Source organism: Bacillus sp. AFS017336, assembly GCF_002555445.1.
Classification (GTDB): domain Bacteria; phylum Bacillota; class Bacilli; order Bacillales; family Bacillaceae_G; genus Gottfriedia.
Genome location: NZ_NUCO01000019.1, coordinates 48883 through 64434, shown reverse-complemented (window position 1 = coordinate 64434; position 15552 = coordinate 48883). Strand labels below are relative to the sequence as shown.

Below are 15552 nucleotides of genomic sequence, written 5' to 3'. Positions count from 1 at the left end.
GATATTGTATATACTTTTAGAGAAATTTGTCAATCATTATGTTCTCTTCGTTTTTTATTCTTATTTCGATCACCTATATATTTTCTCCATCCAACGTAACTTAATGTCCCTACAATAATTACCCCTGTTGTAAAAATTGTCCAAATCGAAACTGGTGGAATAATTGAATTCCCTTGTTCAAAAATGAATAATAATTCACTTTGGGTCTCATCTAATTTTTGTTGAAAAGCAGGTAATGATTTTTGATTAATTCGATAGTCATCTAAAAAAGAAACAAGGGAGTTAATTTTTTTCACTTCATCATAAGGCAAATCCATTATAAGACTAGGATAGATTATTTCAAATTGATTCAAAAACTGGTTTAATTGCGTTTCATATGCTTCAGTATTCCCACGCTTATAAGCTGAATCCATATTTTCTAATGGTGTCATTACTGACTTTTTCATTTCTTTCCACATTGGTTGCATTGTCGTTTCAGAAGCATCAATCAATAATCTTAGTCCTAATACATCAGCAACCTTTTCTTGAGGGTCTGATCCATCGTTTTTTAAAGATACTAGCGCATTTTGAAATGTAACTGCAATTGTTTCTAACTCTTTAGGAGTGAAATCTTTATTTTTTTTAACTGACGCCATATATTTTGACTCTAGTTGCTCCAATAGATTAGCTCCATGAACGTAATCACCATCTTGTACTAAAGAAAGCGATTGTTCAATAAGTGAAGTTTCTTGATCTATTTTAGCGTAGCCTTTTACGGTATTAAATGAAAAGAAAATAAAAAAAACGCTTATCCCTGCAATTAATTTTTTCATCAAACCCCTCCCTCATAACTACTAATAATTATGAGAGAAAGGACAAGATTAGAACCCTTCACATACGAGCTCTTTTTTTAAAAATTAATTGATAATAAGCCAAAAAGATCACTAATATCGTTAACCAAAATGTTATTAATGCAATCCAAATTCTAAAATCAGATAGCATAAAGTATTCAGGCATTGTACCAAAAACATAGTCAAAAATCAGATCTTGTAAAATCCAAATACTTGCAACTACCAACTGCCACTTTTTAACTCTAAATGTCTGTGAATATAAAAGAGCTTGTACAGCCATAGCTCCATGCGAAAAAATTAATAAGTATGCAATCGTATCAAGACCGCCCTTAACGTAGAGAACCATACCATTCATTATAACAGCCCAAATGCCGTATTTTAGCAAGCTTACATATGCAAGTGCCTCAATTAACCCATTTTGCTTATTTAAGATGAATAGCAGCAATACAACGCAAAAAAATAACGAGGCAGTTGGACTATCTGGAACAAATATTTTTAACCAACTAGGAGTATAGGCAAGCTGAGGTATATACCAATAATATCCATAGGCCGTACCTAATACATTTATAATGAATAGGGCAACCATGTTTGGTTTTAGCCGTAGCAGACTATATAAATTCACTATTTCATTTCACTTCACTTTCATTTTGGTTAATCCACAAATTTATAACACACAAAGTTCACAATTTATATGTATCAACACGATTTTAACATGTTATTATTTCAATATACAATTCAACATAAAAAAAGAGTCGAAAATTCGACTCTCTTTTCATTATTCTGATTTACCTGCTTTTGCAACGAATTCAGCTAAAACCTTAAGTTCTGCGTCAGTTCCTTTAAATACGCCTTTAGGCATATTTTGACCACCGTTTCTTGCGATATGTGCAATTTGATCAGGTGATAAGCCAGTATTTTGAAGACTTGGAGCTGCTGCACCACCTTGAAGATTATCTCCGTGGCAAGATACACAAGTATTTTTTTGCAATAGCTGATATCCAGGGTCTTTTTTATCTAATTCAACAAAAGTACGAATCTTACCTTGTTCTTTTTGTTTTTTCCAGTCATGGTGAGCTGCTGCTTCCCATGTTAAATAAATTACACCAGATAAAGCTAATAACATAAAACCAGTTGCTAATGGACGTTTTATTGGCTTTCTATGTGGACTACGATCTAAGAACGGAGCTAATAATAAGCCACCAAAAGCAATACCAGGAATTACGAATGCACCAATTACGTTATAGTCACCAGATGCATAGCTATATTTTAAGAATTGATATAAGAACAAGAAATACCAGTCTGGTAATGGCGTATAGCCAGTATCAGTTGGGTCTGCAACCCTCTCAAGTGGAGATGGATGTGCAATTGTTAATGTTAAATATCCAATTAAGAAAACCGCTCCTACCATCCATTCTTTTAATAAGAAGTTTGGCCAGAATGCCTCTGTTTTCCCTGGATATTCAGAATAATCTTTTGGAACATTGGGTTTACGACCTTCCATTGCAGGTACACGTGAGTCACCTACAAATTTCATTCCTTTACCGCGATGCATGTTCTCCCTCCTTTATTTCGACACACTTTAGTCATTTTTTACTAAAGCCCCATGCACTGAATCTTATAGTGGACCTGAAATACCTTGCTTACGAATGATTAAGAAATGGGCACCCATAAGAGCAAGTAACGCACCAGGTAAGAAGAATACATGAATTGCGAAGAAACGAGTTAATGTTTGTGCACCGATGATCTCCGGATTACCTGCAATTAACGTTTTTACTTGCTTACCAATAAATGGTGTTTGTTCAGCAATTTGCAGACCTACTTTCGTCGCAAATAACGCTTTCATATCCCAAGGTAATAAATATCCTGTAAAACCTAAACCAAGCATTACGAAGAAAATTAGTACCCCTACAACCCAGTTAAGTTCACGAGGTTTTTTATATGCGCCTTGGAAGAATACACGTAAAGTATGTAAGAACATCATAACGATTACTAAACTTGCACCCCAGTGATGCATACCACGAACAATTTGTCCGTATGCAACGTTGTTTTGTAAGTAATATACTGATTCCCATGCATTTTTTATATCTGGTACATAATACATTGTTAAAAACATTCCAGATAAAATTTGAATTACTGTAACGAAAAATGTTAATCCACCGAAGCAATATACGAATGCTGAAAAATGATGTGCTGGATTAACGTGTTCTGGTACTTCGTGATCAGCGATATCTCTCCAAAGAGGCGTAATTTCTAATCGCTCATCTACCCAGTCGTAAATTTTGTTAAGCACGATTATTTACCCCCTGTATTTGGTTCTAATTTACCAAGATAGAAAGAATCACCTTTCACTTTTACCGCGTAGTTGTCTAGTGGACCAAGCGGTGGTGTACCTTTAATGTTTTTACCATCTTTAATGTAACGTCCCCCATGACATGGACAAACAAACTCGTTTGGAAAATCTTTGTTGTCATTCCAACCAACTGTACAGCCTAAATGCTTACAAGTAGGTGATAATGCAACAATTCCTCCAGTTGAATTTTTGTAAACCCATGCAATGTGAGTAGCATCAGATTTAACCCAACCATCAACCTGCTTTACTTTAAAGTCAAAGCGTTTTGGGTCAGTTGTTAAATCTTTTACTAGACCAACTTGCACCATTTCTCCAGCTGCTTCTTTTTGTAAGACTGGGTCAATGGCAAAACGAGCCAATGGCATAAGCATTCCTGCTGCCATGAAACCGCCTACACCTGTTAAAGTGTAGTTTAAAAACTGGCGTCTTGAAACCTTTTCACTCATGAAAATTCCCCCCTCTATCACAAGTACTCCTGTACGGACAACAGCTATAATAATAAAACTAGGACACTTTCATAATATAATAACAAATTTAGAAGGTCAATAATATCCTAATAATAATCATAGTAATAATGTTGTTTTTATTTTTATCCCCATCTTTTAGAAATTAATGCATTAATATGTGATAATTGTTTATCTACTATTACTCTTTGTGATGATTCATCTAAACTATTTATGTTTAAAGTGGGTAACCATATTAACGATTCATCCATTTCAGATTCAAATTGTTTCCAATCAAAATCACATGTCAAATAGAAAACATGCTTAATGCCTTCACCTTTAAACCCTTCATACCAAGCCTTTAATCGGTCTATTTTATTAGATTCTTCAGGCAAATAAGTAAATTCTGGGGAAATCACAACTCTACCTTTATATGTACGTTCAATCTCAGAAGTAAGGATTATTATGTCCTCTCGTTGTTCCGCTAGAGAAATATTTTCTTTTTTCAAAGAAACGGGACAAAGTGGAATAATGATCGTATCGATGTACTCCAAATTTTCTAAAACTTGATTTAATTCATTCGTTGTCCATTTCATCAAAATTACCTCTTTCTATTAAAATAATTTAATTATAATTGTGAAATTTTTGTGAACAAATATCTATTTTCCATTTAACCATACATTACTATTTTAAGAAAGAAAAAAAGCCCTCAAAAATGTGGTCTTTTTCCAGGGTGTTGAAAAAAGAACATGTCTATAATTTAGTAATTTATTTCAAACTAAAAGAAGCCATATGAGGTTAAATTGCACTATAGGATTCTCGCTTCAATGGAGCAAGAAGCGTCCTCCTTCGCGCGCCTGAGGGTCTTTAGCCTTCACTTTCCCATAGGAGTCGAGCAATATTCGTTCAAATAACTTCTATAAAATAAAAAAGCATGTAATGAAGAACCTTAATGATCTTTACCAATTGCTATAAATCGTCGCTTATAAACTAAACATTGAACTTGTTCTTCAATCAATTAGCATCATTTTATATTCACTCTGACAAAGATTAAACCAATTAATCCATCTATATTTGTATATACTGTTCATTTCTTTTCCTTTAACTTGTAGTAAGAGGCAGTGATAAGGAAGTAAGTGTCTAGACGGAAGGATAAATAATGTTCTGTGATGTTATCCCTATTCTTTACCTTTCCTTCTTTATTTAAAAATGCTTTCCTGTATTCTGAAACAATTAAAAAGCCCCCAAAATTGAGGACTTTTTCGATTTTACATTAAGTTAATGAATTTAGTTGCTTTGTTAATTCTTGGAATAGCTTTTTGTCTTGTTGATCAAGCGCGTCATCGATCATTCTCATTAATCTGTCTTTTTGAAAGTTAATAATTGAATCTGACAATAGTTTTTCAGCAATAACGCGATCTTTTTCGTTACTATTTAAATTTTTTGGTATGTGTGGATTCTCTTCTAAAACTGAAACAAACATCGGGTATTGAAAAGAAGATTTAAAATTGAGCTGGATATAAATATCCTCATCCCTATTAAGTCGAATATCATGAAATGATTTCTCTGCATCCGTCGTCATCACATTTTGTTTATAAAAATGAAATGGAACTTCTTTAACACAGTTTGTCGACATCACTAAACCACGTGGACAATATTTAGACTGTTCTACGAAATGAACCTTTTTCATTAAATAATCATGGCTCATTAGGTAATTTAAAATCCAAACACACTCTCTTTGCTTCAACTGAAAATTACTTAGAAACCATTTTACAAAATCTTTCTTCTCATTCACAGATACAGGGGTTGCCATTATTAAATCCCTCCTCTGTCCTTTAAATTTGTCCCCTTTTCTGAATAAAGAAAACTACAGAATTTCATTTATTCTTTCAAGACGCTCTCTTACTTCTTCTTGTAGATATTCATCGTCTACAAGTTTACTGTAAACTTCTCTTGCTTCTTGTAGTAAACCTTCTTCAAACAATAGGTCTCCGTATTCCTTTAAGAAGGAAATTTCCTGGTTAAAGTCATTATATGCTAGACGATATTGTTTTAATGCCAATTCATAATTTTCATTTCCATAATATGCTTTCCCTAAATCCCAATTAAAGTGAGGATCTGAAGCTCCATGCTCAATTGCTAGTTCAATTGTACCAATTATTTCATCGAAATCATCTTCTTCAAAATGAATTCCGACTAATAACTGAACAGCCTCGATTAGAGAAGGGTCATATATTAATGCTTCCTGTAAATGCTTTTTACTTGCTTCTAAATTCTTTAATTTACGAGCTAATTTCGCTGCTGATAAAAGACATTCTACATTCGTTTCATCAACTAGTAAAGCCTTCTGTAATATGTCATAACCTTCCTGGATTTGTCCTTCTAGGTCATGGGCTTTACTTAACCATAAGTGTGCAACTAAATACTCAGGATCAAAGAATATGGCCTCTTCAAACACTGGAATACTTGCTGAGTAGCGTTCTGCTTGGAATAAAGTAATTCCATAACCTAATAATGTATGGAAATCTTTTGTTTTCTCAATTCCTTTTTCATAGAATGAGATTGCTTCTTCCCATTCTCCTTCTGCACTTAAACATTCAGCAAGTCTTAAATCTTTATTCACGCCACTTACTTCAATTTCTTCGTTAGCTAATCTTTCATAATAGGGTATTGCCTTTTTATAATCGTATTTACTAAAATAATACTCACCTAATGCAAAATCTACTACAGGTTCATTCGGTAAAATTCTTTTTGCTTCAAATAATTTTTGCTCTGCTACTTCATCAAGACCTTGAACTTGATACAGGTCTGCCATTAATAATAGCGATTGAACGTAACACTCACTATCTTCTTTAATTGCTAGTAAGGTTTCTAAAGCTTCATCTTCTAAATCAAGGTCCAATAAAATTTCTGCGTACATTATTTTAAGCTCATCGTCGTCATCATATAGATAAACTAAATCTTCGATAATACTTTTCGCATCTTCAATTAACCCTAAAGATTGAAAGACTAGAGCAGCTTCGTATTTTTCTTCGTCAGTTGCCGTTTTTATACTCTTTTTTAATAATTCTAATCCTTTTTCGGTATGACCGTTCTCAATTAATTGAACAGATTCATATAAACTCATTCTTACACCTCGTATGACTACTTTATTAATTCATTTAATTGCTCTTTAAAATTCGGAAAAGATACCGCTATACACTCTGTGTTTTCGATTATTGTATCACCTTTTGCAAGTAGTGCAGCGATTGAAAGCATCATTCCCATTCGATGGTCTCCATGTGAATTTACATTTGCACCTATTAAAGAACTATTTCCTTGTATAATCATACCATCTTTTGTTGCTTCAATGCTTACACCAAGATTTGTAAGTTCTGTTACAACTGTTTGGATACGATCAGTTTCCTTAACTCGTAATTCTTCAGCATCCTTAATAATTGTCTCACCGTCTGCTAATGCCGCTGCTAATGCTAAAATAGGTAACTCATCGATACATGTTGGGATTTCAGCACCACCGATGATAGTAGATTTTAAATCGGATGATTTCACTCTTATATTAGCGATTGGTTCTCCGTTTACTACTTTTTCATCCTCTAGGGTAATATTAGCTCCCATTCTTTCTAAAACGGTTAAAATGCCAATTCTAGTTGGATTTACGCCGACATTCTTTAATAAGATCTCGCTATTTGGAATGATCGACCCTGCTACTAAGAAAAATGCCGCAGATGAGATATCACCAGGTACAGTAACATCTGTTGCAATTAATTCTTGGTTACCGTCAATTGAAACGGCATTTCCGTCTACAACTAATTCACAGCCAAATGCCTTTAACATTCTTTCAGTATGGTCACGAGACTTTTCTGGTTCAGTTACAACAGTTGTTCCGTTTGCAAATAAACCCGCTAGTAAAATTGAAGATTTAACTTGTGCACTTGAAACAGGAGAATCATATGAAATACTATTTAGTGAACCACCTCTTATAGAAATAGGTGTATATGTAGCATCCTCACGTCCATCTATAGAAGTTCCCATCATTTTTAAAGGTTTTGTAACCCGTTTCATTGGTCTTTTCCCAATTGATTCATCACCAATAATAACTGAATGGAATGGTAAACCACTTAATATTCCCATCATTAATCGTGCTGTTGTCCCCGAGTTACCTACATCAAGTACTGCATTTGGCTCTTTTAATGCTTCAATTCCTTTGCCATAAACAATTACTTCATCTTCTGTTACTTCGATTTGTACACCTAATTTTCTAAAACAAGCAATCGTACTTAAACAATCTTCACCTAATAGAAAGTTAGTTATTTTTGTCGTCCCTTTCGCTAATGAACCAAACATAATTGCCCTATGAGATATTGATTTATCTCCCGGAATTATCACATCACCAACTAAACGGATTTTTTCTAATTGAGAATTTCTCATCGTAGCCACCTTTTCTAACCTTTCTATACGTAATTACATTCCATTTTTTATTAAATCAAACCTTTTTTTTCTCCTAAATTCTATTCGACGAATTGTCCCATGTTTTTCATTCTAATTTAGAAAAAGAAAATGATATTTTGATTTATAAATGATCAAAACACCATTTTCATGTAAGGATTATGAAAGTATTTGCTTTAAAAAACAATCTAAATTCTCTTTAATAAACTCTTCCTCTAATTCACAAGTTACTGGATTTCCATAGTTCTTTAATAATATATATTTTATTTTCAAATCTATATTTTTCTTATCTTGTTTCATTAGATTAACAATCGATTCTATTTCTAGATTTGAATATACAGGATATTCTAATTGTTTATACCATCTTAAAATCTCATCATATTTTAAATCGATTTTAAAATATTGTTCACTTAAGTAAATTGAAAATAAGGTCCCAAACGCAATTGCTTCACCATGAGTAGTTTTTGCATAGCCTAAATAAGCTTCAATAGCGTGTCCAAGTGTATGGCCTAAGTTTAAAAATGCTCTTTCTCCATTTTCTCTTTCATCCTTAGATACAATTTCGTTTTTCACACTTATTCCCATCGTCACACACTTTTCAATTAATTCAGCATCTAAATTTTCAAGAGAATGGATATACTCCATTAACCAATTCAAATTTTCGATAGAAGAAATCATAGCCTCTTTACTAACTTCAGCAAAACCTGATCTCCATTCCTCAATTGGCAATGTAGTTAAAAAATTCAATTCATACAATACTAGTTCTGGCTGATAAAACGCACCAACGATATTTTTAGCTTTCGGAAGGTTTATGGCAACTTTACCACCAATCGCACTATCGTGAGCTAATAATGTTGTAGGCATTTGAATAAATCGAATACCTCGCATATATGTAGCCGCTACGAACCCTGCTAAATCACCAACTACTCCCCCACCTAATGCTAAAATTAAACTATTACGATCTAACTGAATATCAAAGCAATAAGTTAAACAATCTTCATAAATGGCAAAGCTTTTACTTTTTTCACCATGAGGGATGACATACTGTTCTACAGTATTAACATGAAGACAATTTTGTTTTACTTCCTCCAAATAATACGATGCAACTTGATCATCAGTAATAATCAATATTTTTGAAACTTTAGGTACAAGGCTTTCAAGCTTCGACTGTAAATGACTTAATACCCCGTACCCAATACATACATCGTATTGTTTAGAGCTTGTTTTTACAGTGATCACATTCATTAAAACTTCCTCGCATACTCACGGAAATCTTCAATATTGCGTTTTAATCGCTCAAGTTGATCTGATTCAAATTGTTCGATAATCGCTTTTGCAACTTCCCATGCTACGATATGCTCAGCAACTACTGACGCTGCTGGAACCGCACAGCTATCTGATCGTTCGATACTTGCTTCATATACTTCTTTTGTTTCGATATCAACGCTCTGTAATGGCTTATAAAGCGTTGGAATAGGCTTCATTACAGCTCGAACGACAATTGGCATGCCAGTTGTCATACCGCCCTCAAAACCTCCTGCACGGTTCGATAATCGATAATAGCCTTTTTCCTCAGAATATGCTATTTCATCATGTACTTCACTTCCAGGTATTGAACCGGCTTGAAAACCAATACCAAACTCTACCCCTTTAAAGGCGTTAATACTTACAATAGCACCTGCAATTTTTGAATCTAGTTTTCGGTCATAATGTACGTAACTACCAACACCAGCTGGCATACCCTCAACGACTACTTCAACGATTCCACCTACTGAATCACCATTTTGCTTAGCATCATCAATTAATGCTTTCATATTTTCTGTTGCTTCTGAGTCTATACATCTAACTTCAGAGTTTTCAGCACGATTATGTAAGTCTTCAACATTTTTATATTCTATGTTTTTCGCTTTAACTCCACCAATTTCAATTACATGGCTTGCAATTGTGATCCCTAGTTCACTTAACAATTTTTTTGCGACTGCCCCAGCTGCAACACGTACAGTAGTTTCACGAGCCGAAGAACGCTCCAATACATTTCGAACATCTCTAAAGCCGTATTTAATTGCACCATTTAAATCTGCGTGACCAGGTCTTGGTTTTGTAATGCTTCTTTTTCCTTCATATTCAAGATCTTCTAAAGGTTCAGCACCCATAATATTCGTCCAATGTTTAAAGTCGTTATTTTCAACAACTAAAGCGATTGGAGAGCCAAGTGTATAACCATGTCGAACACCGCTAGTAATTTGAGCAGTATCCTTCTCAATTTGCATTCTTCGCCCTCTTCCATATCCACCTTGACGTCTACGAAGTTCACTATTAATTTCTTCTGCTAAAATTGGTAATCCTGCTGGAACGCCTTCAATAATAGTTGTTAATTGTGGACCATGAGATTCACCAGCTGTTAAATAACGCATGTCAACACCTTCTCTTTATGTAAGTTTAAAATTATTAGTTACTACTATACCACAACCTATTTGGAATTTAACATAAAAAAAGGACGATAAAATGGCACTTTTTTTGATTTTTTGTAAAAATTTGTTTCTTTTGATGTAAAAATGGTTTTTCTGTACAGAATTTTTGTTCAATTTCTTAAACTAAATTTTATGACAAATAAAAAAAGCTAGCACGAGGCTAGCTTCTTTATTTCAATATTAAAGATTAGTATACCCACTCTTTAATAAGCTTAGAGTATTCAACTAATTCGTTTTGATTGAAGAAAATACCGATTTCACGCTCAGCGCTTACAGGTGAATCTGAACCGTGAATAATGTTTTTGCCTACAGTTGCAGCATACTCACCACGGATTGTTCCTGGAGCTGAATCTTTAGGGTTAGTTGCTCCCATCATTTGACGCGCGGTAGCGATTACATTTTCGCCTTCCCAAACCATAGCAAATACTGGGCTTGAAGTGATGAAGTCTACTAATTCACCAAAGAAAGGACGCTCTTTGTGCTCAGCATAGTGAGTTTCAGCTTGTTCTTTGCTCACTTGCATTAATTTAGCTCCAACTAATTGGAAACCTTTTTTTTCAAAACGTGAAACGATTTCACCAATTAAGTTACGTTGTACACCATCAGGTTTTACCATTAAATAAGTTCTTTCCATTATGCTCTACCTCACTTGATTTCAATTATGTATAAACAACACAGTTAGAATAGTATCATCTATTTATAAAATTATCAATAGTTTAAAATCTTGATATTTTGTAAAAATTGCAATCGCTTACAGATTTTCGGTTAATTTTTATCAAACTAACTAATTTATTGCCATAACAATCCTATAAAAAAAGCCAAAAGAGGCAGTCCGAAATGCTTTTGCATTTTTACCGCCTCTAGTTTTTTCGATTTCCAATATTTTTAGCAATTAAAATTAACATTTCCTTTGCTTCGCTATTTGGTAGGCTTGCGATACTGTTTAGTGACTTTTGTAAATAAGCTTCACTTACCTTTTTAGCAGCTCTTATGTATGTACTTTTTCGAATTTGATTAATAAGTGGTTTAACAGTCTCTGGATCTATTCCTTCATGAACTGAAACAATTTTCTCTTTAAATGCTAAATCATTCATTGCAAACAAAACAGGTAATGTAATATTCCCTTGAATTAAGTCGCTTCCTGATGGTTTTCCTAATTCCTTCTCAGAAGCCGTAAAATCTAGAATATCATCCATAATTTGATAAGACATACCTAAATAGTATCCATAATCTTTTAAACACTTTTGAAAAGCTTTAGAAGCTCCTGATGCTATTGCACCTATTTCGCAACTTGCAGATATTAAAAGTGCTGTTTTTCGTTTAATTCGTCTTAAATAACATTTTAAATTTTGGTCAAAATTATATTTATCTTTTATTTGTTCAATCTCACCTAAACAAATCTCTAAAATTGTTTCAGATAATTTTTGATGGGCCAATGGGATTTCAATTTCTGACATACATTCCAATGCTTTCGCAAATAAAAAATCCCCTGCATACATAGCAACTCGGTTATTATATGTTGAATTAATTGTCGGTTTACCTCTTCGTAAACTAGCTTCGTCAATTACATCATCATGTACTAATGATGCCATATGTATGATTTCCAATGTAGCTGCTACATTTTTTATAGATTGAAGGTTATATTGTCCAAATTTAGCACTAAGCAATACAAATACTGGTCTAATTCTTTTTCCACCAGATTGAAGTAGTTGTACAGATGCATTTTTCAAAATTGGCTGCGTTGAATCGACTACTTGATGTAGTGTATTTTCAATCTCATTAATGTCTTTTTTTAAATAAGAATACTTCCATTTAACCTTCATTCCGTTCACCTTACTATTCATCCCAATTTCTTGCTTTTTTGTAACTAGCTCTTTGGTTTAACACCTAAATGCATCGCCGCTACCCCAAAAGTATAAGGTTTGATTCTAATTTTCTCTAATCCTGCTTTTTCGAAAAGCTTTGCAAGCTCATTCATCCCTGGAAAAGTACTTGCGCTTTCTTGTAACCAAGAATATTCTTTAAAGCTTTTAGCGAATAATTTACCAAAGATCGGCATGATGTATTTAAAATAAGCTTTATATACATGTCTAACACCAAATGCCGTTGGTTGTGAAGTTTCTAAACATACTACAATCCCACCAGGTTTTACAACTCTAGTCATTTCTTTCAACACTTGATAATAATCTGGAACATTTCTTAATCCGAATCCGATTGTAACTGTATCAAAATAGTTGTCCTCAAACGGTAATTCCATCGCATTACCATGGATTAATTTAACCTGGTCTAAATGCATACTTTTAACTTTTTGCTCTCCAATTGAAAGCATGTTCTTACTAAAGTCTAATCCTACTACTTCTCCATCTTTTCCAACTGCATTTGCTAATGCAATCGTCCATTCACCAGTACCACAGCATACATCAAGCGCTTTCATACCTTTTTGGACATTCATTATTTTCATAGTTTGTTTGCGCCAAGCAATATGTCTTCTAAAACTAATAATACCATTCATTGTATCATATTTATTATAAATCTTTTCAAACACGTCATGAACGCGTTCTTCTTTTGATTGAGTCATATAAACCCCCACTAAACTAATTACGATTACTTCTATGTAGATTATTTTTGTAATTGTATCATTATTTTTGATATTTCTTCTTTTATTTTACCCATATCATTCATACCTATTATATTCTGAAATTGCTTAATAAAATCAGAACAATGATCAACTGAAGAGATTTCGTATTCTTTTTTCAGTCTAGCTATTAAACAAGCTTGCTCAATATGGTGAATTGATTCTTCCGATGCAATAAATTTTGCAAAATGAACAATTATAGTTGATTCAATAACTGTGATACATTTGAAAAGCTCATCTAAAGATTTAAATTTTTCGTGAACTAAATTAATTTTTTCTTCATTCATTTCTTTTACCGCATATGAAAGTTCCTTAATTAATCCAATTTCACCAGTTTTAGAAAGAGCATTGTAATATAGTCCACTATATAAGTCCCCTTCCAATACGGTTAACTGTTTCTTCTCACGATCCATTGGCGTACTTTCATATGTTGATACTTTTTCATGTGTATCTAATGCAATTTGATGAATCATCAAGGCTTTACAGTAATGCACAATTTTATCACTCGTAAAATCATTATCTTTTAATAAATTTATTAATAAAGTAACCTTTACATCATCAATTGTTGGTATTGAAAGATGCTGATTTAAATAAGGATGTTTAATTGTATGTAAAATTTGAGTGATTACTTCATTTTTTATCTCGTGAATACTATTCATTATTTCCATCCATTCCATTTATTACTGATTTAATCATTATACCATAAGTATTTTAGATGGTATAAGTTGATTACTCAATCAACTTGCATTATTTATAATGAATATTTTCAAAAAAAGCAGGTTTACCTTTATTCAGACGAATGATAAACGCCCCTCTATAAGACGAGCGTTTACGATCAGTCTAAAAAACTTCTCAAAATGTTGAACCTATAATACATTGTCGGCACCTTAATGACGGCGCACCTGTTTTTTTGATTGATAAAACTATCTTGTTGAATGAATCATTGCAAGAATTTCATTTCTTCCTTGAGCATCCTCTTTTAATGATCCACGAACCGCTGTAGTAACTGTTTTTGAACCAGGTTTTCTTACTCCACGCATTGACATACACATATGTTCTGCTTCAACGACTACCATTGCACCATGTGGTTGAAGTACTTCCATAATCGCATCAACTACCGAAGCAGTAATACGTTCTTGTAGCTGTGGTCTTTTTGCAACAGTTTCAACTGTACGTGCCAATTTACTTAATCCAGTTACTCTACCATTCCTTGGAATATAAGCTACATGTGCAACGCCATAAAATGGTAATAGATGATGTTCACACATTGAATGGAATGGTATATCTTTTACTAGAACTAATTCTTCATGATCTTCACCAAATACTTTATGTAAATGAGCTTTTTCATCTTGGCGCATGCCAGAGAATACTTCAGCATACATTTTCGCAACTCGTTTTGGCGTTTCGTAAATTCCTTCTCGATTTGGATCATCACCGATAGCTTCGAGAATTAGACGAACCGCTTGTTCAATTTTTTCTAAATTTACTTCATTCATTAATTGATCCCCCATGCTAAAAAAATTCTAATATTCACTATCAGATTCGTTTTATTTTAACATAATTCTTTTTTTATAGGCAAAAAAAAGAAGGATGCCTTTAATTATCATCCTTCTTAGTGACTACTAGAAGCGCACGATTCTTTACTTTGTCTATTTGCAGCCTTGTTACTAATAAGTAACTTCGCTTTACAAAAGACTTTGCAATACGTAATGATGACCGCTTTTAAGAAGTTTGAAAAACATCTTTTTAGGGCTTTCCAGCAAAAAAAGAAGGATGCTTTAATTAGCATCCTTCTTTTCCGCTTAAATTATGTAATTATTTTACAGCATCCTTAAGCGCTTTACCAGGTTTGAAAGCTGGAACTTTACTAGCTGCGATTTCGATTTCTTCGCCAGTTTGTGGATTACGTCCTTTACGAGCTGCACGCTCACGAACTTCAAAGTTACCAAATCCGATTAATTGTACTTTATCCCCGTTTTGTAACGCACCAAGAATTGATTCGAATACAGCGTCTACTGCTAAAGTAGCTTGTTTTTTAGTTAATTCACCAGCTTCAGCAACTGCATTGATTAAATCAGTTTTGTTCATGTCTTTCACCTCCTCCCAAAAAATTAAAATAATTCTTAATTTCATTTGTGACCAAAATTTTAAATTTTATACAACAAATTCCAATTAATTTCTTTGTCATGCCTTATATTATACGATTCTACGGCTTTTTTCAATATGTTTTACAAGAAAATGTTGGAATTACTCGAAAATGTGAAGCGATTTTTCTGAAAAATTCATTTTTCTACCACTAATTTTTTATAATTTCTTGTTGAATATACGATGATTACTGAATTAATAGGCAATTCCGTAATTTTTTTTTACTAATTCC

General features: G+C 33.2%; 17 protein-coding genes. All 17 read right to left on the bottom strand.

Annotated elements, in window-relative coordinates; genetic code table 11:
* Window positions 1–29 precede the first annotated feature (29 nt).
* Window positions 30–812 carry a sporulation protein YpjB gene (locus CN601_RS09765; RefSeq protein WP_098121052.1) on the bottom strand — a complete coding sequence of 261 codons (783 nt, stop codon included), beginning with the start codon at window positions 810–812 and terminating at the stop codon, window positions 30–32.
* 58 nt (window positions 813–870) lie between these two features.
* A complete protein-coding gene (locus tag CN601_RS09760; RefSeq protein ID WP_098121117.1) occupies window positions 871–1416 on the bottom strand; it encodes a DUF1405 domain-containing protein in 546 nt (181 codons plus the stop codon).
* A 189-nt stretch (window positions 1417–1605) separates the two neighbouring features.
* Window positions 1606–2382 carry a menaquinol-cytochrome c reductase cytochrome b/c subunit gene (locus CN601_RS09755; protein WP_098170922.1) on the bottom strand — a complete coding sequence of 259 codons (777 nt, stop codon included), beginning with the start codon at window positions 2380–2382 and terminating at the stop codon, window positions 1606–1608.
* Window positions 2383–2445: 63 nt separating this feature from the next.
* Window positions 2446–3120 (bottom strand): menaquinol-cytochrome c reductase cytochrome b subunit, encoded by a 675-nt coding sequence (gene qcrB, locus CN601_RS09750; RefSeq protein ID WP_056466653.1) that lies wholly within the window; start codon window positions 3118–3120, stop codon window positions 2446–2448.
* 2 nt (window positions 3121–3122) lie between these two features.
* Window positions 3123–3626 (bottom strand): QcrA and Rieske domain-containing protein, encoded by a 504-nt coding sequence (locus CN601_RS09745; protein WP_098121050.1) that lies wholly within the window; start codon window positions 3624–3626, stop codon window positions 3123–3125.
* Window positions 3627–3769: 143 nt separating this feature from the next.
* Window positions 3770–4219 carry a DUF2487 family protein gene (locus CN601_RS09740; protein WP_098121049.1) on the bottom strand — a complete coding sequence of 150 codons (450 nt, stop codon included), beginning with the start codon at window positions 4217–4219 and terminating at the stop codon, window positions 3770–3772.
* Between the two features lie 677 nt (window positions 4220–4896).
* Complete coding sequence (locus tag CN601_RS09735) at window positions 4897–5436, bottom strand: ReoY family proteolytic degradation factor (protein WP_098121048.1); 540 nt, start codon at window positions 5434–5436, stop codon at window positions 4897–4899.
* 54 nt (window positions 5437–5490) lie between these two features.
* Entirely contained in the window at window positions 5491–6750 is a 1260-nt protein-coding gene (locus CN601_RS09730; protein WP_098121047.1) for a tetratricopeptide repeat protein, read from the bottom strand.
* 17 nt (window positions 6751–6767) lie between these two features.
* Window positions 6768–8051, bottom strand: a complete 1284-nt coding sequence (gene aroA, locus CN601_RS09725) for a 3-phosphoshikimate 1-carboxyvinyltransferase (protein ID WP_098121046.1) — start codon at window positions 8049–8051, stop codon at window positions 6768–6770.
* A gap of 177 nt (window positions 8052–8228) precedes the next feature.
* Complete coding sequence (gene aroB, locus CN601_RS09720) at window positions 8229–9314, bottom strand: 3-dehydroquinate synthase (protein ID WP_098170921.1); 1086 nt, start codon at window positions 9312–9314, stop codon at window positions 8229–8231.
* Window positions 9314–10483: a chorismate synthase gene (gene aroC / locus CN601_RS09715; RefSeq protein WP_098121044.1), complete on the bottom strand. Its 1170-nt coding sequence runs from the start codon at window positions 10481–10483 to the stop codon at window positions 9314–9316. The genes aroB and aroC overlap by 1 nt, the downstream gene beginning before the upstream one ends.
* A gap of 244 nt (window positions 10484–10727) precedes the next feature.
* Window positions 10728–11174, bottom strand: coding sequence for a nucleoside-diphosphate kinase (gene ndk, locus CN601_RS09710; RefSeq protein WP_098170920.1), 447 nt, complete (start codon window positions 11172–11174; stop codon window positions 10728–10730).
* A gap of 226 nt (window positions 11175–11400) precedes the next feature.
* Entirely contained in the window at window positions 11401–12363 is a 963-nt protein-coding gene (hepT, locus tag CN601_RS09705; RefSeq protein ID WP_098121042.1) for a heptaprenyl diphosphate synthase component II, read from the bottom strand.
* A gap of 44 nt (window positions 12364–12407) precedes the next feature.
* Window positions 12408–13118 (bottom strand): demethylmenaquinone methyltransferase, encoded by a 711-nt coding sequence (locus tag CN601_RS09700; protein WP_098121041.1) that lies wholly within the window; start codon window positions 13116–13118, stop codon window positions 12408–12410.
* Between the two features lie 41 nt (window positions 13119–13159).
* Entirely contained in the window at window positions 13160–13834 is a 675-nt protein-coding gene (locus tag CN601_RS09695; protein ID WP_179865508.1) for a heptaprenyl diphosphate synthase component 1, read from the bottom strand.
* 264 nt (window positions 13835–14098) lie between these two features.
* The gene (gene folE / locus CN601_RS09690) at window positions 14099–14671 is read right to left on the bottom strand and encodes a GTP cyclohydrolase I FolE (protein ID WP_098121039.1); all 573 of its coding nucleotides are present in this window, start codon (window positions 14669–14671) and stop codon (window positions 14099–14101) included.
* Window positions 14672–14990: 319 nt separating this feature from the next.
* Complete coding sequence (locus tag CN601_RS09685; protein WP_056466694.1) at window positions 14991–15263, bottom strand: HU family DNA-binding protein; 273 nt, start codon at window positions 15261–15263, stop codon at window positions 14991–14993.
* Window positions 15264–15552 lie beyond the last annotated feature (289 nt).

Bases quoted from the DNA above. Each gene is read 5' to 3' on its own strand.
- CN601_RS09765 (WP_098121052.1), bottom strand. From the start codon at position 812: ATGAAAAAATTAATTGCAGGGATAAGCGTTTTTTTTATTTTCTTTTCA.
- CN601_RS09760 (WP_098121117.1), bottom strand. From the start codon at position 1,416: ATGGTTGCCCTATTCATTATAAATGTATTAGGTACGGCCTATGGATAT.
- CN601_RS09755 (WP_098170922.1), bottom strand. From the start codon at position 2,382: ATGCATCGCGGTAAAGGAATGAAATTTGTAGGTGACTCACGTGTACCT.
- CN601_RS09745 (WP_098121050.1), bottom strand. From the start codon at position 3,626: ATGAGTGAAAAGGTTTCAAGACGCCAGTTTTTAAACTACACTTTAACA.
- CN601_RS09740 (WP_098121049.1), bottom strand. From the start codon at position 4,219: ATGAAATGGACAACGAATGAATTAAATCAAGTTTTAGAAAATTTGGAG.
- CN601_RS09735 (WP_098121048.1), bottom strand. From the start codon at position 5,436: ATGGCAACCCCTGTATCTGTGAATGAGAAGAAAGATTTTGTAAAATGG.
- CN601_RS09730 (WP_098121047.1), bottom strand. From the start codon at position 6,750: ATGAGTTTATATGAATCTGTTCAATTAATTGAGAACGGTCATACCGAA.
- aroA (WP_098121046.1), bottom strand. From the start codon at position 8,051: ATGAGAAATTCTCAATTAGAAAAAATCCGTTTAGTTGGTGATGTGATA.
- aroB (WP_098170921.1), bottom strand. From the start codon at position 9,314: ATGAATGTGATCACTGTAAAAACAAGCTCTAAACAATACGATGTATGT.
- aroC (WP_098121044.1), bottom strand. From the start codon at position 10,483: ATGCGTTATTTAACAGCTGGTGAATCTCATGGTCCACAATTAACAACT.
- ndk (WP_098170920.1), bottom strand. From the start codon at position 11,174: ATGGAAAGAACTTATTTAATGGTAAAACCTGATGGTGTACAACGTAAC.
- hepT (WP_098121042.1), bottom strand. From the start codon at position 12,363: ATGAAGGTTAAATGGAAGTATTCTTATTTAAAAAAAGACATTAATGAG.
- CN601_RS09700 (WP_098121041.1), bottom strand. From the start codon at position 13,118: ATGACTCAATCAAAAGAAGAACGCGTTCATGACGTGTTTGAAAAGATT.
- CN601_RS09695 (WP_179865508.1), bottom strand. From the start codon at position 13,834: ATGAATAGTATTCACGAGATAAAAAATGAAGTAATCACTCAAATTTTA.
- folE (WP_098121039.1), bottom strand. From the start codon at position 14,671: ATGAATGAAGTAAATTTAGAAAAAATTGAACAAGCGGTTCGTCTAATT.
- CN601_RS09685 (WP_056466694.1), bottom strand. From the start codon at position 15,263: ATGAACAAAACTGATTTAATCAATGCAGTTGCTGAAGCTGGTGAATTA.